This is a genomic window from Novosphingobium sp. TH158, from assembly GCF_002855555.1.
GTDB lineage: Bacteria > Pseudomonadota > Alphaproteobacteria > Sphingomonadales > Sphingomonadaceae > Novosphingobium.
The window spans coordinates 2,099,573-2,116,978 of the sequence record NZ_PKRT01000001.1; the positions used below are offsets into that span (position 1 = coordinate 2,099,573).

Annotated in this window: 17 protein-coding genes; 11 read left to right on the forward strand and 6 right to left on the reverse strand. The window is 66.2% G+C overall.

Going from position 1 to position 17,406, the window contains the following annotated elements; translation table 11 throughout:
* Positions 1–8: 8 nt before the first annotated feature.
* The gene (locus tag C0V78_RS10395; protein WP_254049888.1) at positions 9–1,136 is read left to right on the forward strand and encodes a calcium:proton antiporter; all 1,128 of its coding nucleotides are present in this window, start codon (positions 9–11) and stop codon (positions 1,134–1,136) included.
* Between the two features lies 1 nt (position 1,137).
* Here C0V78_RS10395 and C0V78_RS10400 read toward each other — a convergent pair whose 3' ends face one another.
* From C0V78_RS10400 to C0V78_RS10410, 3 genes are all read right to left on the reverse strand, one after another.
* Positions 1,138–2,955 (reverse strand): long-chain fatty acid--CoA ligase, encoded by a 1,818-nt coding sequence (locus tag C0V78_RS10400; RefSeq protein WP_101797650.1) that lies wholly within the window; start codon positions 2,953–2,955, stop codon positions 1,138–1,140.
* 105 nt (positions 2,956–3,060) lie between these two features.
* A complete protein-coding gene (ggt, locus tag C0V78_RS10405; protein ID WP_101797651.1) occupies positions 3,061–4,773 on the reverse strand; it encodes a gamma-glutamyltransferase in 1,713 nt (570 codons plus the stop codon).
* A 9-nt stretch (positions 4,774–4,782) separates the two neighbouring features.
* On the reverse strand, positions 4,783–5,814 hold the full coding sequence (locus tag C0V78_RS10410) for a quinone-dependent dihydroorotate dehydrogenase (protein WP_101797652.1): 1,032 nt from the start codon (positions 5,812–5,814) through the stop codon (positions 4,783–4,785).
* A gap of 336 nt (positions 5,815–6,150) precedes the next feature.
* Here C0V78_RS10410 and C0V78_RS10415 point away from each other — a divergent pair, with 336 nt between their 5' ends.
* From C0V78_RS10415 to C0V78_RS10450, 8 genes are read left to right on the forward strand one after another with little or no spacing between them, the layout of a single operon-like run.
* Entirely contained in the window at positions 6,151–6,564 is a 414-nt protein-coding gene (locus C0V78_RS10415) for an SUF system Fe-S cluster assembly regulator (RefSeq protein ID WP_101797653.1), read from the forward strand.
* Positions 6,561–8,042, forward strand: coding sequence for a Fe-S cluster assembly protein SufB (sufB, locus tag C0V78_RS10420; RefSeq protein ID WP_101797654.1), 1,482 nt, complete (start codon positions 6,561–6,563; stop codon positions 8,040–8,042). Before C0V78_RS10415 ends, sufB begins: the two co-directional genes overlap by 4 nt.
* Positions 8,039–8,524, forward strand: a complete 486-nt coding sequence (locus C0V78_RS10425) for a DUF559 domain-containing protein (protein ID WP_101797655.1) — start codon at positions 8,039–8,041, stop codon at positions 8,522–8,524. Before sufB ends, C0V78_RS10425 begins: the two co-directional genes overlap by 4 nt.
* Positions 8,525–8,535: 11 nt before the next feature.
* Positions 8,536–9,279 carry a Fe-S cluster assembly ATPase SufC gene (gene sufC / locus C0V78_RS10430; RefSeq protein WP_101798314.1) on the forward strand — a complete coding sequence of 248 codons (744 nt, stop codon included), beginning with the start codon at positions 8,536–8,538 and terminating at the stop codon, positions 9,277–9,279.
* Positions 9,276–10,013, forward strand: coding sequence for a SufD family Fe-S cluster assembly protein (locus tag C0V78_RS10435; RefSeq protein WP_101797656.1), 738 nt, complete (start codon positions 9,276–9,278; stop codon positions 10,011–10,013). The genes sufC and C0V78_RS10435 overlap by 4 nt, the downstream gene beginning before the upstream one ends.
* Positions 10,010–11,218, forward strand: coding sequence for a cysteine desulfurase (locus C0V78_RS10440; protein ID WP_101797657.1), 1,209 nt, complete (start codon positions 10,010–10,012; stop codon positions 11,216–11,218). Before C0V78_RS10435 ends, C0V78_RS10440 begins: the two co-directional genes overlap by 4 nt.
* Entirely contained in the window at positions 11,215–11,691 is a 477-nt protein-coding gene (locus C0V78_RS10445; protein WP_101797658.1) for an SUF system Fe-S cluster assembly protein, read from the forward strand. Before C0V78_RS10440 ends, C0V78_RS10445 begins: the two co-directional genes overlap by 4 nt.
* Entirely contained in the window at positions 11,688–12,047 is a 360-nt protein-coding gene (locus C0V78_RS10450; protein WP_101797659.1) for an iron-sulfur cluster assembly accessory protein, read from the forward strand. The genes C0V78_RS10445 and C0V78_RS10450 overlap by 4 nt, the downstream gene beginning before the upstream one ends.
* Positions 12,048–12,113: 66 nt before the next feature.
* On the opposite strand, the gene C0V78_RS10455 is transcribed toward C0V78_RS10450, so the two are convergent.
* Entirely contained in the window at positions 12,114–13,055 is a 942-nt protein-coding gene (locus tag C0V78_RS10455) for a hypothetical protein (protein ID WP_101797660.1), read from the reverse strand.
* A gap of 49 nt (positions 13,056–13,104) precedes the next feature.
* Positions 13,105–13,518, reverse strand: coding sequence for a hypothetical protein (locus tag C0V78_RS10460; protein ID WP_101797661.1), 414 nt, complete (start codon positions 13,516–13,518; stop codon positions 13,105–13,107).
* 116 nt (positions 13,519–13,634) lie between these two features.
* On the opposite strand from C0V78_RS10460, the gene C0V78_RS10465 reads away from it, so the two are divergent.
* The gene (locus tag C0V78_RS10465; protein WP_101797662.1) at positions 13,635–14,630 is read left to right on the forward strand and encodes an adenosine kinase; all 996 of its coding nucleotides are present in this window, start codon (positions 13,635–13,637) and stop codon (positions 14,628–14,630) included.
* A gap of 13 nt (positions 14,631–14,643) precedes the next feature.
* Here C0V78_RS10465 and purD read toward each other — a convergent pair whose 3' ends face one another.
* Positions 14,644–15,915, reverse strand: a complete 1,272-nt coding sequence (gene purD, locus C0V78_RS10470; RefSeq protein WP_101797663.1) for a phosphoribosylamine--glycine ligase — start codon at positions 15,913–15,915, stop codon at positions 14,644–14,646.
* On the opposite strand from purD, the gene xseA reads away from it, so the two are divergent.
* The gene (gene xseA / locus C0V78_RS10475) at positions 15,914–17,389 is read left to right on the forward strand and encodes an exodeoxyribonuclease VII large subunit (RefSeq protein WP_101797664.1); all 1,476 of its coding nucleotides are present in this window, start codon (positions 15,914–15,916) and stop codon (positions 17,387–17,389) included. The two genes, purD and xseA, sit on opposite strands and share 2 nt — an antisense overlap.
* Positions 17,390–17,406: the final 17 nt, after the last annotated feature.

Here is a 17,406-nt window from a genome sequence, read left to right on the forward strand (position 1 = left end):
CTGCCACCGTGACCTATCTTGAGGGCATGATCCCGGCTGCCCGAACCGAACCCGCTCCTGTACGGATGCCCTTCTTCGGCCTTGCCCCATGGGCCGCGATCACCACGGTCCTGTCGCTGCTGGCACTGGCGCTTGTCGGGCCGCAGGGGGCGCTCTTCCAGCTGCTGCTGGCCATTGCGCTGGGCGGGGCGATCATGGCTGCGGTCTACCACGCGGAAGTACTGGCGCATTACCTAGGCGAACCATTCGGCACCCTGACGCTCGCACTTGCCGTGACCGTGATCGAGACGGCCCTGATCGTGTCCATCATGCTTGGCGATGGCGCCGCCGCCCAGACCCTGGCGCGCGATACGCTGATCGCGGCGATCATGATCACCATCAACGCCATTGTCGACATCTGCCTGCTGGTGGGCGGCACCCGCCATCATGAGCAGAGCTACACGCAGTCCGGCGTCAGCGTCGGCCTTGCCATGCTTGCGACGCTCGCCATGCTCACGCTGGTCCTGCCGAACTATACCGTGTCCGAGCGCGGGCCGTTCTATTCCGCTTCGCAGCTGGCCTTTGTCGCGATTGTCTCGCTGGTCATCTACGCCACATTCGTCGTCGCGCAGACCCTGCGCCACCGCGACCATTTCCTCCATGGCCAACCCGACGACCACGCGCACGAAGAGCCGGTTTCGCCGGGCAAGGCGCGGGCCGCATCGGTCATGCTGGTGCTGTCGCTGATCGCCGTCGTGCTGCTGGCGAAATCGCTTTCGCCGGCAATCGAGGCGACGGTCGCCTGGCTAGGCGCGCCGAAGGCGGTGGTCGGCATCGTTATCGCCGGGCTGGTCCTCGCGCCAGAGGGATTTGCCGCGCTTCGCGCCGCTCGGGCGAACCGGGTGCAGACCAGCCTCAACCTCGCGATCGGTTCTGCCCTGGCAACGATCGGGCTTACCATCCCCGCCGTCGCCTGCATCGCGCTGGTCATGGGGCTCGACCTCGAACTGGGGCTGCCGATGGGCAATACGGTGCTGCTGGCGCTGACGCTGTTCGTCGCCTCGTTGACGCTGGGTACGGGGCGCACGACAATCGTCCAGGGCGTGATCCACCTCGTCCTTTTCGCCACCTACCTGTTCATCGCGCTGGTGCCCTAGATCAGCCCTTGTAAAGGGCGTCCAGCTTCTCGCCGTAGCGCGCTTTCAGCTTGTGGCGGCGGATCTTGAGGCTAGGGGTCATCTCCTCGTTGTCGATGGAGAAGGGCTCGTCGGCAAAGGTGAACTGGCGCACCTTTTCGATCACCGATAACTGCGCGTTCACCCGGTCTATCGCCGCGCGAACCGCCGTGCGGAAGGCGGGCAGCGATTCGAGCGCCTTGAGGTCGAACTTCTCGCCTTCGCGGCGTGACCATTCCAGCGCCCAGTCGGCATCCGGCACGATCAGGCCGACAAGGTACGGCCGCTTGTCGCCAACGACCATGGCCTGGGCAATCTCGGGCTGGAGCGTGAGCATGCCCTCGATCCGCTGGGGTGAGACATTGTCGCCCTTGTCGTTGACGATCATGTCCTTCTTGCGATCGGTAATGACGATGCGGCCCTTGTCGTCGATGTGGCCGATGTCTCCGGTGTGCAGCCAGTGCCCGCCTTCGCCATCGGGCTCCAGTGCCTTCTGGGTTTCTTCCTTGTTGTGCCAGTAGCCTTCCATGACCAGCTCGCCGCGGACCAGGATCTCGCCGTCCTCCGCGATCCGCACCTCAACGCCGCGCATAGGCGGGCCAACGGTGTCCATCTTCAGGCCTGCCGAAGGCCGGTTGCACGAGATCACCGGGCCACTCTCGGTCTGGCCATAGCCCTGCAGCATGGTCAGGCCCATCGAATCGAAGAACACGCCGATATCGGGATTGAGCGGCGCGCCGCCGGAAACCATCGCCTTCATGCGGCCGCCCATGCGCGCGCGGATCTTGGGACGCAGCGTCTTCTCGAGGATCAGGTCCATCGGCTTGTCGCGCCAGCGGCCCTTGCCTCTGGCCTTGCTGGTGCCGATCGCGAGTGCCCGCTCCATCAGGTAATTGGCCACCCGGCCCTGCTTTTCCACCTGCTTCATGATGCGCGTGCGCAGCACTTCGAACAGGCGCGGGACCACGACCATGATCGTCGGGCGCACTTCCTCGATATTGCTGGCGAGCTTTTCCAGCCCTTCGGAATAGGCGATCTCGGCGCCCATGCCGATCGGCAGGAACTGCCCGCCGGTGTGCTCATAACTGTGCGACAGCGGCAGGAAGGACAGGAACACTTCCTCGCCCCAGCCGAAATCGTCGACCAGGATGCGGGCCGCACCGTCGACGTTCATCAGGATCATGCCGTGGTGCTGGCGTACACCGCGCGGCGCGCCCCCGGTGCCAGAGGTATAGATGATGCATGCCAGGTCCTTGCGCCCGATCTTCGCCACGCGCTTGTCCACCGCCACGCGGGCCTTTTCGGCATCGCCATCCACCAGCTCCGCCCAGACATGGGCATCGGCCCGGCCAAGCTGCGGCAGCTTGAAGCTTTCCATGGTGATCAGGTGGCGGACATATTCGCCATGCATCATCGCCGGCAGCAGCGGCTTGGCCAGCTTGGCATCCGAAACAATCACCGCCGATGCGCCCGAATTTTCCAGCACGTGGGCATGGTCGCGCTCGGTGTTGGTGGTGTAGGCGGGCACGGTGACCAGTCCCGCCGCCATGATGGCCAGATCGGCAATGCACCACTCCGGGCGGTTCTCGGAAACGAGCAGAACCCGCTCGCCATCCTTCAGGCCCAATTTGCGCAGCGCCTCGGCCAGAAGGCAGACGCGCCGCGCTGCCTCGGCATAGGAGATCGATTGCCACTGCCCGTCGCGCTTGGCGGTCAGGAACGGGCTGTCGCCCCGTTCATCCGCGCGCTGGAGGAACAGCGAAACCAGGTTGGGTGCCGCGTCGAAATCGCTGATCTGCACTTCACAAGCCTCTCTTTATGCCGTCGAAAGCGGTTGCAGAGAGACTAGAGGCGCTGTGTCCTAGCGGCAAGCACCCCTGCCGGGATTGCCCCCAGCCAGCGGGAATCACTCCGTCGCGGCCGTGCCGTCGCTGCGCGGATCGGCCCCGCCGCGAAGCGTGCTGCCGATCACTTCCACCGCGTTCGCCTTGCCGCCCGGGCGGGTGCGTACATCGTGGCCCAGCGCTTTGAGCGCCGGGATCATCGCTTCCAGCTTCGTTCCCGCCTCGACGAAGACGACCGGGCCTTCGGGCGCGAAGATCAGCGGTGCGGCGATGGCGTCCTGCGCGCTCATGCCCCAGTCGATTACGCCGATGATCGACTTTGCGACCTGAGCGGGGATGGTCGTGCCACCGGCAGCCCCGATGGCCAGCCGCAGCTTGCCATCGGGCGCGAAGACCAGCGTGGGCGCCATCGAACTGCGCGGTCGCTTGCCACCCTCGACCCGGTTTGCGGCGGGGCGTCCCTCGCGTTCGGGCACCATGTCGAAATCGGTCAATTCGTTGTTGAGGTAGTAACCGCCGGTGATCAGGCCCGATCCGAAGGCGCTCTCGATGGTCGAGGTATAGGTGACGGCATGACCGCGCCGGTCGATCGCCACGAAGTGCGAGGTGCCGTGTTCGGGCCCTGCCGTGCCGTCGGCCCGGACCAGTGCCTCGGCACCAGGAGGCGTTCCCGCGGTTACCAGCGCCAGCGACTTGCCCGGATCGATCAGGGCAGAACGGCTCCTGAGGTACTGTTCGTCAAGCAGCCCGGCCACCGGAACCTTCACGAAATCGGCGTCGCCCAGGTAGCGCGCGCGGTCGGCATAGGCGAGGCGCATCGATTCCGCGATCAGGTGCCATGCCGTGGGCGAATCAGGGCCCAAGGCCTTGAGGTCGAAGCGCTCAAGCTGCTTGAGAACGGTGAACACGGTCGTCTCGCCAGAGCTTGGCGGTGCCATGCCGCAGATCCGGTATTCGCGGTATGTGCCGCAGAGCGGCGACCGGTCCTTCGCCCTATAGGAGGTCACGTCCTTCAGCGTCATCTGCGATGGGTTGCGGCTGGCGGTATTCACCGTCGCCACGATCGCGCGGGCGTTCGCTCCGGAATAGAAGGCCTTTGCCCCGCGCCGGGCAATCTGCTCCAGCGTCCTCGCCAGTTCCGGGTTCCTGACCATCGTGCCTGCCGGCAGCGGCTGGCCGGACGCGTCATAGAACATGGCCATGCCTGCCGGAGTGAAACCGGCAGATCCCTTTGCGAAATCGAGGAACTGGCGGGTGCGCGGGGTGATTGCCCAGCCTTCCCGCGCAAGCCGGATCGCCGGCTGGAACAGGCGCGACCACTTCAGGCGGCCATGGCGGCGATGAGCCTTTTCGGCGAGGGCAAGGTTCCCCGGCACGCCCACGCTGGTGCCGCCCGGAACGGCATCGCGAAAGGTCATCGGCTTGCCGTCCTTGAAGAACCACTGCGGGTGGGCGGCGGCCGGGGCCGTCTCGCGCCCATCGATCGTCTCGATCTTTCCGCCGGGCTGCAGTGCGACGTAAAAGCCGCCCCCGCCGATGCCGGAGCTCTGCGGTTCCACCACGGTCAGCGCCAGCATGGTGGCCACGGCGGCATCGGTGGCGCTGCCGCCGGCGCGAAGCATTTCGAGGCCCGCTTCGGTCGCGCGCGGATCGGCGGATGAGACCATGCCCTTGTCATAGACCTGCCGGGCAGCGTGCCGCGCCTGGGCCGGCGCGGCGAAGGAAACGGGAACCAGCGCAAGGGCGGCGACGATCAGGAAGGGATGCGACTTCATGCCGCCAGCCTATTCGGTCCCGACAGCCTCGGCAATGGAGGCAAAGCCATCGCGCCGCATCAGCGCTTCCATCCCGGCAAGGATGGTCCGCGCAATGCCGGGTCCTTCATAGACCATGGCGCTGTAAAGCTGGACGAGGCTGGCCCCGGCCCGGATGCGGGCCCAGGCATCTTCCGCCGTGGCAATCCCGCCCACGCCGATCAGGGGAAGCCGCCCCTCGCTTGCCTTGCGGAAATCACGCAGGCGCTGGAGCGCGAGTTCGCGCAAGGGTGCGCCGGAAAGCCCGCCTGCCTCGCCTGCGTGGCGCGATTGGAGCGGCGGGCGGGTGATCGTGGTGTTGGACACGATGATCCCGTCGATGCTGTTTTTCATGACCGCATCGACGATACGCGCCGGAGCGCCGTCATCGAGATCGGGCGCCACCTTGAGGAACACCGGCGGCCAGCCCGATTCGCGGGCTGCGGCAACGGCCGAAAGCAGCTCGGCCAGTTCCTTGTCGCCCTGAAGGTCGCGCAGGCCGGGGGTGTTGGGGGAGGACACGTTGATTGTCAGGTAATCGGCCACCCCGGCCATCGCCCGCAGTCCGGTAATGTAGTCCGCCACGCGGTCGGCCGAATCCTTGTTCGCCCCGACGTTGACGCCGACAATCCGGCGACCGTCGCGGATGCGCGGGGCAAGGCGCTGCAAGGCTGCCTGCAGGCCGCCGTTGTTGAAGCCCATGCGATTGATCACCGCGCGGTCTTCCTCCAGCCGGAACAGCCGGGGCCGGGGATTGCCTGCCTGGGGCCGGGGAGTGACCGTGCCGATTTCCGCAAAGCCGAAGCCAAGGCCGGTGATCGCCTCCGCCACTTCCGCGTCCTTGTCGAAGCCGGGGGCCATGCCAAGCGGATTGGCAAAGGCTATCCCCGCGACCGTGGTGGCCAGTGCGCCCGCGACCGGAGGCGCGCCGGGGCCACGCAACTGGAGACCGAGAATCGCGAGTCGGTGTGCGCGTTCGGCCTCGATTCGGAAAAGCAGCGGGCGAAGGAACGAATAAGCCATGGCCGGCGCCTATGGCAGAGCGTTCGGCGCGTGTCGAATGGGCAACACTTGTCCCCGGATGCAGCAATGACACCGGTTCCTCACGTCATTTGTCATTTTTGATCGCAACCATGTGTCGCGTTTTTACAATTCTTTCGGGCGCACAAGGGTCTAACGAGCACTTGCGACCCGAAGGGCTCGTGGCTTTTAGCGGCGAGTTCTCAACTTACGCGGCGGACCTTGGGGATTTCCCCGTGGTCCGCCTTTTTTTATGGCCGAATCGGCAATTGAAATCCGCAAGGTCCGCGCCTAGGTGAAACCGGAACGAATCAGTCTGATTTTCCGGAGCCACGATCCATGCGCCTTTCCAGCATGGCAGATTACGCCGTCGTCACGATGAGCGCCGCAGCCCGTCACTGCGGCGGCGGGCGCGTTTCGGCCACCCAGCTGGCCGCGGAAACCGGATTGCCCGCGCCCACGGTGCAGAAGCTGGTTTCCAAGCTTTCGGCGGCCGGGCTGATCAAGTCGGTCCGCGGTGCCGGTGGCGGCTTCAAGCTGGCCCGTCCTGCGGCTGCCATCACGCTTGCCGATATTGTCGAGGCGGTCGAAGGCCCCATCGCGCTGACATCCTGTGTCGAAGGGCAGGATTGCTCGCTCGATTCGTGCTGTTCGGTGCGGGCGCACTGGCCGGTGGTCAACGAGGCGCTGCGCGGGGCCCTGGCGGGAGTGCCGCTGACCCGACTCGCCCAGCCCCAGGGAGTTCCGGCATGACCGAGGAAGTGGCCATCAAGGACCAGGCTGCGCGCGATGCCGCCGCCAGGGTTGCCGATTACGAACACGGCTGGTCGGCCGATATCGAGACCGAGTTCGCCCCCAAGGGGCTGAGCGAGGACACCGTCCGCTTCATCAGCGCCAAGAAGAACGAGCCGGAATGGATGCTCGACTGGCGGCTGAAGGCCTTCCGGCACTGGCAGACCATGCCCATGCCGGACTGGGCGAAGCTGAACGTGCCGCCGATCGATTACCAGGACGCCTATTACTACGCCGCGCCAAAGGCGAAGAAGAAGCTGGAAAGCCTTGACGAGGTCGATCCGGAAATCCTGCGCGTTTACGAAAAGCTGGGCATCCCGCTGGAAGAGCAGAAGGTGCTCGCCGGCGTAGAGGGCGCGCGCAAGGTTGCCGTCGATGCGGTGTTCGACTCGGTCAGTGTCGCCACGACATTCCGCGAGGAGCTCAAGAAGGCCGGCGTCATCTTCCTGTCGATCTCGGAAGCGATCCGCGAATATCCCGATCTGGTGAAGCGCTGGCTGGGCAAGGTCGTGCCGGTGCGCGACAACTTCTTCGCGGCGCTCAACTGCGCGGTCTTCTCCGACGGCACCTTCGTCTACATCCCCGAAGGCGTACGCTGCCCGATGGAGCTCTCCACCTATTTCCGCATCAACGCGGAAAACACCGGGCAGTTTGAGCGTACGCTGATCGTCGCGGACAAGGGGGCCTACGTTTCCTACCTTGAAGGTTGCACCGCGCCGCAGCGCGACGAGAACCAGCTTCACGCCGCCGTGGTCGAACTGGTCGCGCTCGACGATGCCGAGATCAAGTATTCGACCGTGCAGAACTGGTACCCAGGCGATGCCGAGGGCAAGGGCGGCATCTACAACTTCGTCACCAAGCGTGCGTTGTGCCAGGGTGCGCGCAGCAAGGTGAGCTGGACCCAGGTCGAAACCGGATCGGCAATCACCTGGAAGTATCCTTCGTGCGTGCTGAACGGCGAGGATTCGGTGGGCGAGTTCTACTCGGTCGCTGTCACCAACAATTACCAGCAGGCCGATACCGGCACCAAGATGATCCACAATGGCAAGGGCAGCCGCTCGACCATCGTCTCCAAGGGCATCTCGGCGGGCAAGAGCCAGAACACCTACCGCGGCCTCGTCCGCGTCGCCCCGCAGGCCGAAGGCGTGCGCAATTTCACCCAGTGCGACAGCCTGCTGCTCGGCAAGGACTGCGGCGCGCACACCGTGCCCTATATCGAGGTGAAGAACCCCTCGGCCCAGATCGAGCACGAGGCGACCACCAGCAAGATTTCCGACGACCAGCTGTTCTACGCCATGCAGCGCGGGCTGGGCCAGGAAGAGGCGGTGGCGCTGATCGTCAACGGTTTCGCCAAGGAAGTGCTGCAGCAATTGCCGATGGAATTTGCAGTGGAAGCCCAGAAGCTGCTGGGCATTTCGCTTGAAGGAAGTGTTGGATGAAGAAGACCCTCACCGTCAGGCCGGTGGAAGAGCGTACCGAAGCCCCCGCAATCGAGAAACGCGGGCGTGGCTGGTCGATCTCCGAAAAGCGGCTGGACAAGATCCACGACCAGGCCCGGCGCAACCGGATGGAGCCGACCGAGGCCCAGAAGGTTCTCGGCGAAAAGCTGGCCGCCGCCAACCTTGGCAAGTTCAAGCTGACGCGCCAGCAGGTGATCGGCTCTGCCATCCTCGACTTCGCCTGCAACCCGCTGCGTATCGCGGTTTCGATCGACGAAGGCGGCGATCCGGCGCTGACCGCGCGGCGCGACAAGAGCCTTGAGGCCGTTGGCGTGAAGCTGCTGCGTTTCCCTGCGGCCCGCGTGCTCGAAGAACCCGATGCCGTGGTCGAAGAGATCATCGCCGCCATGAAGGCGAGCTATGACGAGCGCGGGCGCGCCCGTCGCCAGCATTACCAGACGCGCGGCGCACCGCGGCGCTAGCAGGAATGACCATGCTCCAGATTGACAATCTTCAGGCGACCGTTGCCGACAAGCCGATCCTCAAGGGCCTTTCGCTCCGCATCAACCCGGGCGAAATCCACGCGATCATGGGGCCTAACGGGGCGGGCAAGTCCACCACGGGCTATGTCCTCGGCGGCCGGCCGGGCTATGACGTGACCGGCGGCGAAGTAACCTTTGACGGGCAGGACCTGCTCGCGCTCGAACCGCATGAGCGGGCTGCGGCGGGCCTGTTCCTCGGCTTCCAGTACCCGGTCGAAATTCCGGGCGTCTCCTTCGTCCAGTTCCTGCGCGAAAGCCTCAACGCCCAGCGCAAGAGCCGCGGCGAGGAGCCGCTGTCGGGCGGCGAATTCCTCAAGCTCGCGCGCGAGAAGGCAGCGCTGCTGAAGATGGACATGGACATGCTCAAGCGGTCGGTGAATGTCGGCTTCTCGGGCGGCGAGAAGAAGCGCGCCGAGATGGTGCAGATGGGCGTGCTCGATCCGAAGCTGGCGATCCTCGACGAGACGGACTCCGGGCTCGACATCGATGCCCTGCGGATTGTCGGCGAGGGCATCAACGCGATCATGCGCGCGCCCGGCAAGGCCGTGCTGCTGATCACCCATTACCAGCGCCTGCTCGACTATGTGAAACCGGACTTCGTCCACGTCCTTGCCGGTGGCCGCATCGTTCGCACCGGCGGGCCCGAACTGGCGCTGCAGCTTGAGGAACAGGGCTACGAGGCCGTAGCCGCATGACCCAGGCCGTCGCCCTTCCCTCCCACCGCGACGAGGATTTCCGCTATGCGGACCTCGATGCCCTTGCCGGCATCTGGCCCGTGGCGCGTGAGGAGATCCGCATCGCCGCGGGGGAAAGCGGCGCACTGGCCATCGTGCTCGATGGTGCCGAAGCGACAGCCCGCCACCTGCATATCGAGATCGCCGATGGCGCATCGTTCGACCTGCGCGTGCTCAACACCGGCAGCGGGTTCGCGCGCATCGCGGTGGATGCGAAGCTGGGCGCGAAAAGCGAATTCACCCTGGGCGCGGCGCAACTGGGCGGCGGCAAGGCCAACCTCGAACTGGTGACCGAGGTCGCCCACCTTTCCGCCGATTCGATCAGTCGGCAGGTCGTGCGATCGGTGCTGGGCGGGGAGGCGGTCGGCACTTACCTCGGCAAGGTCGCAGTCGCCCGCGGGGCCGATGGCACCGATGCCGAGCAATCCGTCCGCGCCATGCTGCTTGACCGCACGGCCACGGCCAATGCCCGCCCCGAACTGGAAATCTTCGCCGACGACGTGAAGTGCGCGCACGGCTGTGCCGTGGGCGAGCTTGATGCCAACGCCCTGTTCTACATGGCGCAGCGCGGCCTTCCGCCGGAAACGGCAAAGCGGCTGATGTTGCAGGCTTTCGTGGCAGAAGCCTTTGTTGGCGCCGCCGACGAGGAAGCGCTCGATGCCGCATCGCAGGCGGCGCTGGAGGCCCTGCTGTGAGCCTGGCTGCCACCCTCGATGCCGGCATCAAGTCGCAGTTCCCGGGCCTTGCCGGCAACTGGCATTACCTCGATACCGCCGCCACCGCGCAGAAGCCGCAGGCCGTGATCGACGCGATGGTTCGCGCCCTGGGCGAGGATTACGCGACGGTCCATCGCGGGGTCTATGCGCGCTCGGCGGAAATGACCCTGGCTTTCGAGGAAGCGCGGCGCAAGGTCGCGGCCTTCATCGGCGGCGCTGAGAACGAGATTGTCTTCACCCGCGGCGCGACCGAGGCGATCAACCTTGTTGCGCAGACCTGGGGGCAAGCGAACCTCAAGGCGGGCGATCGCGTGCTCCTGTCCATGCTGGAGCACCATTCGAACATCGTGCCCTGGCAACTGCTGCGCGACCGGACCGGGGTGGAAATCGACGTCTGTCCGTTGACGCCGGACGGACAGATCGATCTTGCGGCGGCGGAACGGATTCTCACCCCCGCGCACAAGCTGGTGGCGCTTGCCCACGTCTCCAACGTACTCGGCTCGATGCTCCACGTGGAACAGGCTGTGGCGCTGGCCCGCAGCGTCGGGGCCAGGATCCTGCTCGACGGATGCCAGGCCGTGCCGCGGCTCGCCGTCGATGTCGCGGCGCTTGATTGCGACTTCTACGTGTTCTCGGCGCACAAGCTCTATGGCCCCACCGGCATCGGCGCGCTCTGGGCGCGGGCGGAACTGCTTGATGCGATGCCGCCCTGGCACGGTGGCGGCGCGATGATCGACCGGGTTACTTTCGAGAAGACCACCTTCGCGCCGCCGCCCGCCCGGTTCGAGGCGGGGACCCCGGCGATTGTCGAAGCCATCGCTCTGGGTGCGGCGGTGGACTATGTTTCGGCCATAGGTCTCGATGCGATCCACGCGCATGAGGCGGCGCTGGTTGCCCGGTGCCGTGATGAACTGCGGCGGATGAATTCGGTAAGGCTGTTCGGGCCGGAAGAATCGGCAGGCATTGTCTCGTTTGCGCTCGATGGCGTGCATCCACATGACCTCGGCACCATATTGGACGAGGAAGGCGTGGCGATCCGCGCCGGGCACCATTGCGCCCAGCCGCTGATGGATCATCTTGGCGTACCGGCAACCGCGCGCGCCAGCTTTGGCATTTACAACGATGAGGCAGATGTGGCGGCGCTGGTCCGCGGCATCGAACGGACGAAAAGGATTTTCGGATGAGCGGGGAAGAGCCCAGGTTCACCGTCGAAGAGGTTGAAAGCGTGGCGCCGCCGCCCAAGGCGCGGGTCGACGATGCAGAGGCACCGACCGAGAAGCTGGAGCGCAAGCGCGACTATCTTGAAGGCTTCCTTGCCGAAAAGCCGCAGGGCCTTGCCGCGGGCGAGCCGGGTGGCGACATCTACGAATCGGTCATCGGCGCGCTGAAGGAAATCTTCGATCCGGAAATTCCGGTGAACATCTATGACCTTGGCCTGATCTACGGGGTGGAAGTGGATGGCGATGGCGGCGTTACCGTGACCATGACGCTGACCACGCCGCATTGCCCCGTCGCCGAATCGATGCCGGGTGAAGTGGAGCTGCGCGTCGGTGCCGTTCCCGGTGTGCGCGACTGCGAAGTGAACCTCGTCTGGGATCCGCCATGGGACCCGGCCAAGATGAGCGACGAGGCCCGGCTGGAGCTTGGCATGCTATGACGACCACCACGACAACCCGCGCCCGTCCCGCAGCCGTCCTGCTTACCCCGGCAGCCGAAGCCCGCATTGCCCACCTGATGAGCGAGGCGCCCGAAGGCGCGATCGGCGTGAAGCTTTCCACCCCGCGCAGGGGCTGTTCGGGCCTGGCCTATTCGGTGGACTACGTGACCGAGGCCAATCCTATCGACGAGCGCATCGAGACGCCGGGTGGACTGTTCTTCATCGATGGCGGTTCGGTGCTCTACCTGATCGGATCGACGATGGACTGGGTGGAAGACGATTTCCAGGCGGGCTTCGTGTTCAACAATCCCAATGCCAAGGGCACCTGCGGCTGCGGCGAAAGCTTCACCGTCTGATAAAATAGCGGCCCGCCCCCCGGAAGGAGAGGGCGGGACGCCGTTTGGTCCGGGGCGACTCGGTTATCAGCGCCCGGTTTCCTGTTCGAGGAAGGCCAGCAAGGCCTCATCGTATTCGTCGATGCGGCTGTTGCCGTCGATCTGGCCCTGCAACCAGGTATTCTCTTCGGTGGTCACGACCGCGGCAGCGGCCTGTTCCGCGGCGGTATCGCGCTGCTTGCGACCGAACAGCGCCCTGAAGGTATCGACCATTCCGGTCTCTACATCGGACTTCGCCATGCGGCCGGCAAAGCGCAGCAGGCTGGGGGTGCTGGCGTTCATGAACTGCTCCAGCTCGGCCGCCCGCCCTGAGTCGAGCGGATTGTAGCTGGTATAGCCGGACAGATAGCTGCCGACGCCCTGGACAAACAGCTGCTTCCACTCGGCCGCGTTCGGCGCATCGAGCGTGGCGTCCTTGAGCCGGAACAGCATCTCTGCCTCGCTGCGGCTGGCAGCGGCGGGGCGGTCGCCTGCCTGGGCGAAGATCACCCGGCGCAGCAGGCCGACCTCGGTGGAGTTCACATTGCCTTTTTCAAGCGGGCCGCGGCGCGTGGGGCCCTCGCCAGTCAACACCGCCTGCTCGATCTGGGCCAGGACATAGTCCTTCAGGTTCTGCGGCACGTTGAGCGCCTTTTCGACGATCCTCACCAGCAGTTCCAGCTCGGTCAGGCCGTGCAGGTGGCCGTTATGGTCGATCCGGGCGATCAGCCAGTCGGCCTGAGACTGCGAGACATAGCCGCGCGGCTCCAGCCCGTTGACAAGGAATTCGCCCAGGGCCTCGACGAAGAAGTCGGACCATTCGGTGCTGTGCTCCGCCAGCCGGTCGTTGATCGCGAAGATTGCCTCGGCTTCTACCGGGCTGATCGTGCCGTCGCCCCAGCCTGCCCGGCGCAGGTCCAGGATTTCCTGCGCGGAAATCGAGCCGTCGGCAGCCGCCTGTTCGGCCAGCGTGCGGAAATGCATGGTCATTGCGGCAATGCCCTTTCGTGGATCCGGGGCAATACCTAGAAAAAACTGGCTAACGTTTCCTTAGCGCGGCAACGCAGCTCGCCCTGTCGACATCGCGACCGTCGCTGGCGCGGCGGGCTTCGACGTAGGTGGCATGGGGCTCCTGTCCGGCCTCCTGCGGGTAGAGGAACACGTCGAGCACACAGGCGTTGCCGGAAAACTGCAGCTTGCGCGCATCGCCTTCGAGCACGTCAAGGCGGGCGGTGCCGAACTGGCGCTCAAGGTCTCCGCCGCTTGCGCCGATCACCCCTTCGAGTCCCGGCGCGGCCAGGATTCGCGGGCGGGCCGGCGGCTTTGCCGGGGTCGGCTTGACCACGGTGGGCGGCGGCGGCAGCGGGCGGGTGGCGCTCTTGACCGTTGCTGTGCCGCCACCACAGGCGGCCAGCAGCAGGATCGGGGCGAGGGCGGGAAGAGTGGTGCGCATTGGCTTCACGGCGCCTCGCATCACCCCAAAGCGGCTTGCTGTCAACGCTATCGGTCTTGCCCCCGGCACGGGTGAACGCTAGTCGCGCGGACTGGTTCCACCCAGGAAGGCTATCAATGTCCCAACCCACTCGCGACGTTATCGCAATCGGCAATGCCATCGTCGATGTCATGGCTCCCTGCGAGGACGCGCTGATCGAACGGCTGGGCATGACGCGCGGCGGGATGACCCTGATCGACACCGCCCGCGCTCACGAGCTTTACGAGGCCATGGGGCCCGCGCGTGAGATTTCGGGCGGTTCGGCGGCGAACACGCTGGCGGGCCTTGCCGCGCTGGGCGCGAACTGCGCCTTCATCGGCCAGGTTGCGCAGGACCAGCTGGGCGAGGTTTTCGCGCACGACATCCGCGCCGGCGGCATCGCTTTCGAAACCCCAGCCCGTGCCGGCGATCCGCCGACGGCGCGGTGCCTGATCTTCGTGACGCCCGATGGCCAGCGGACGATGAACACCTTCCTCGGCGCATCGCAGTTCCTGCCGCCCGCCGCGCTTGACGAGGCCGCGATCGCCGATGCCGCGGTGCTTTATCTCGAGGGCTACCTGTGGGATCCGGAAGAGCCGCGCGCAGCCATGCGCCGCGCCATCGGCGCGGCACGCAATGCCGGGCGCAAGGTGGCCTTCACCCTGTCCGATGCTTTCGTGATCGAGCGGCACGGCGCCGATTTCCGCGCCATGATCGAAACCGGCGATATCGACATTCTTTTCGCCAACCACGTCGAGCTTGCAGCGCTGACCGGCGAGGACGATTTCGATGCCGGCCTTGCGGCGCTGGCGCCCAAGGTTCCGCTGCTGGTGGTTACCTGCAGCGAAAAGGGCGCGGTTGCGGTGGCGCAGGGCAGCCGTTTCTCGGTCCCGGCCGAACCGGTCGAGCGTGTGGTCGATACCACTGGCGCGGGTGACCTGTTCGCCGCCGGCTTCCTCTTCGGCCATGTCCGCGGCCGCCCGGTCGACGAATGCCTGCGCCTGGGCGCGATCTGCGCCAGCGAGATCATCTCGCACTACGGCGCCCGGCCCGAGGCGGACCTCAAGGCGCTGGTCGCCGAGCGCGTCGGCTAGGCCAGGGGGCCGCTCACGCGCTTTCGCGCGCGACCTCTCGCCAGCCGATGTCGCGGCGGCAGAACCCGCTCGGGAAGTCGATGGCATCGACAGCCGCATAGGCCAGGGCCTGCGCTTCGCGAGCATTGGCGCCCAGCGCCGTCACGTTGAGCACACGCCCGCCATTGGCAACCAGTTGTCCGTCGACAGTGGCCGTGCCCGCATGGAAGACGCGGCCGTTATGGGGTGCGCGCATGTCTATGGTGCCGCCCTTTTCCGGCGTGCCGGGATAGCCCCTGGCGGCCATGACCACCGTCAGCGCGGTGGCATCGCGCATGCGGACCGGGGGTGCATCCTTCAGGCCATCCACCTGCGAGGCGCGATGGAGCAGGTCAACCAGGTCGCCCTCGAAGCGCATCATCAGTACCTGGCATTCGGGATCGCCGAAGCGGCAGTTGTATTCGATCAGCTTCGGCCCCTCGGCCGTGAGCATCAGCCCGGCAAAGAGCACGCCCTGATAGGGCATGTTGTCGCGAGCCAGCGCGCTGACGGTGGGGCGCACGATCCGCTCCATCACCTCGGCCTCGATCTCGGGGGTAAAGACGCCGGTCGGCGAATAGGCACCCATGCCGCCGGTATTCGGTCCGGTATCGCCATCACCCACGCGCTTGTGATCCTGCGCAGAGCCGAAGGGCAGCACATTGGTGCCGTCCGAGATGGCAAAGAAGCTGGCCTCCTCGCCGGTCATGAATTCCTCGATCACGACTTCGGCACCGGCTTCGCCAAAGCCGCCGGAGAACATGAACTCCACTGCCTCGCGCGCCTCTGCCTCGGTTTCGGCGATGATCACGCCCTTGCCGGCGGCAAGGCCATCGGCCTTGATGACAACCGGCAGGCCGAACCGCGCGAGGTCCGCCAGCGCCGCGTCCTTGCCGGAATGGCGCGCATAGGCGGCAGTAGGGATTCCTTCGCGGGCGCAGAGATCCTTGACGAAGCCCTTGGAGCCTTCGAGCTGGGCCGCCGCCTTCGACGGGCCGAATACGGCGATCCCGGCGGCGCGCAGGCTGTCTGCCAGTCCATCGACCAGCGGCGCTTCCGGGCCGATGACGACGAAGCTCACCGCCTTCTCCTGGCAGAACGCGATCACTGCGCCATGATCGGCCGGATCGACCGTCACCAGTTTTGCGTGTTCCAGCATTCCCGGATTGCCCGGTGCAGCGTAAAGCGTTTCGCACAATGGCGATTGCGCCAGCTTCCATGCCAGCGCATGTTCGCGCCCGCCGCTTCCGATCAGCAGGATATTCATGTCGCCGCCTACGCCTTTCGATGACCTTGATGATGCTGGCGGGCTCGTAGCGAAGGAGTCGCGCTCCAGCAACGCCGAGCCTCTGTCCGTCAGCGAGATTTCTGCCTCGCTCAAGCGCACGGTGGAGGAACGCTTTTCCTATGTGCGGGTGCGTGGCGAGCTGTCGGGGGTCAAGATGGCCGCCTCGGGTCACCTCTACCTCTGCCTCAAGGACGAGAGCGCGCGGCTTGACGGCGTGATGTGGCGCGGCACGGTGCAGCGCCTGTCCTTCCGCCCGGAAGACGGGGTTGAGGTGATCGCTACCGGCAAGCTGACAACCTATCCGGGCCGGTCGAACTACCAGATCGTCATCGAACGCATGGAAATCGCCGGGGAAGGCGCGCTGCTGGCGCTGCTGGCGAGAAACAAGGCCCGCTTCGAGGCCGAAGGGCTGTTCGCCCCCGGACGCAAGCGCCGCCTGCCCTTCCTGCCGCAGGTGATCGGCGTGGTCACCTCGCCCACCGGAGCGGTGATCCGCGACATTCTCCACCGTCTTGCCGACCGGATGCCCAGCCGCGTGATCGTCTGGCCGGTGCTGGTCCAGGGGCAGGGGGCTGCAGAACAGGTCGCCGCCGCGGTGCGCGGTTTCGGCGCCATTGCCGCGGGAGGGCCGGTGCCACGGCCGGACGTGCTCATCGTCGCGCGCGGCGGCGGCTCGATCGAGGATCTCTGGGCCTTCAATGAGGAGGCGGTGGTGCGGGCCATTGCCGAATCGCCGATCCCCGTGATCTCGGCCGTCGGGCACGAGACCGACACGACCCTTGCCGATTTCGCCGCCGACCTGCGCGCACCGACGCCAACCGCTGCGGCGGAGCTGGCCGTCCCGGTGCGTTCGGACCTGCTTAACCAGCTGGCCGAACTGGCCCTGCGCAAGCGCAAGGCGGTTATGCGCCCGGTCCAGCTTGGCCGCGAACGGCTGGAGGCGCGCGGCCAGCGACTGCCACAACCCCAGGCGCTGCTGGCGCTGCCGTCGCAGCAGCTTGACGAGGCAGGCGAGAAGCTGCGCCGTGGCCTGGGCGACCGTATCGTTCTTGCCCGTCAGCGCCTCTCCGAGAGCGCGGGGCGGCTTTCCACGCCCCTGCTCATGGCCCGGCGCGACCGCGCGGCGGAACGGCTGGCGGCCCTGCGCCTGAGCCCGGCGCTGGTCGAACGGGGGGTGGCGCTGGCAAGGGACCGGCTCACCGCGATGGTGCGGGTCATGACCTCGCTCAATCCCGACAATGTCCTCGCGCGCGGCTATGCGCGGGTGACAGGGGCCGATGGCCGGACGCTGACGGCCGCCGCCGCCGCGCGCAAGGAAGCGCGGCTGGCCCTCCATTTCCACGATGGCGTGGTCGCGGTTGCGCCCGGAGGTGCCGAATCGCCAGTGCCGCGTCCAGCGAATCCCAAACCGGCGCAGCCGAAGGCGAATCCCGACCAGCCGAAATTGCTTTGAGGCAACGGGCGCGCTAG

Coding starts and splice junctions, on each gene's coding strand:
- ggt (WP_101797651.1), bottom strand. CDS start 4,773: ATGAAGTCGCATCCCTTCCTGATCGTCGCCGCCCTTGCGCTGGTTCCC.
- C0V78_RS10410 (WP_101797652.1), bottom strand. CDS start 5,814: ATGGCTTATTCGTTCCTTCGCCCGCTGCTTTTCCGAATCGAGGCCGAA.
- C0V78_RS10415 (WP_101797653.1), top strand. CDS start 6,151: ATGCGCCTTTCCAGCATGGCAGATTACGCCGTCGTCACGATGAGCGCC.
- sufB (WP_101797654.1), top strand. CDS start 6,561: ATGACCGAGGAAGTGGCCATCAAGGACCAGGCTGCGCGCGATGCCGCC.
- C0V78_RS10425 (WP_101797655.1), top strand. CDS start 8,039: ATGAAGAAGACCCTCACCGTCAGGCCGGTGGAAGAGCGTACCGAAGCC.
- sufC (WP_101798314.1), top strand. CDS start 8,536: ATGCTCCAGATTGACAATCTTCAGGCGACCGTTGCCGACAAGCCGATC.
- C0V78_RS10435 (WP_101797656.1), top strand. CDS start 9,276: ATGACCCAGGCCGTCGCCCTTCCCTCCCACCGCGACGAGGATTTCCGC.
- C0V78_RS10445 (WP_101797658.1), top strand. CDS start 11,215: ATGAGCGGGGAAGAGCCCAGGTTCACCGTCGAAGAGGTTGAAAGCGTG.
- C0V78_RS10450 (WP_101797659.1), top strand. CDS start 11,688: ATGACGACCACCACGACAACCCGCGCCCGTCCCGCAGCCGTCCTGCTT.
- C0V78_RS10455 (WP_101797660.1), bottom strand. CDS start 13,055: ATGACCATGCATTTCCGCACGCTGGCCGAACAGGCGGCTGCCGACGGC.
- C0V78_RS10460 (WP_101797661.1), bottom strand. CDS start 13,518: ATGCGCACCACTCTTCCCGCCCTCGCCCCGATCCTGCTGCTGGCCGCC.
- C0V78_RS10465 (WP_101797662.1), top strand. CDS start 13,635: ATGTCCCAACCCACTCGCGACGTTATCGCAATCGGCAATGCCATCGTC.
- xseA (WP_101797664.1), top strand. CDS start 15,914: ATGTCGCCGCCTACGCCTTTCGATGACCTTGATGATGCTGGCGGGCTC.
- purD (WP_101797663.1), bottom strand. CDS start 15,915: ATGAATATCCTGCTGATCGGAAGCGGCGGGCGCGAACATGCGCTGGCA.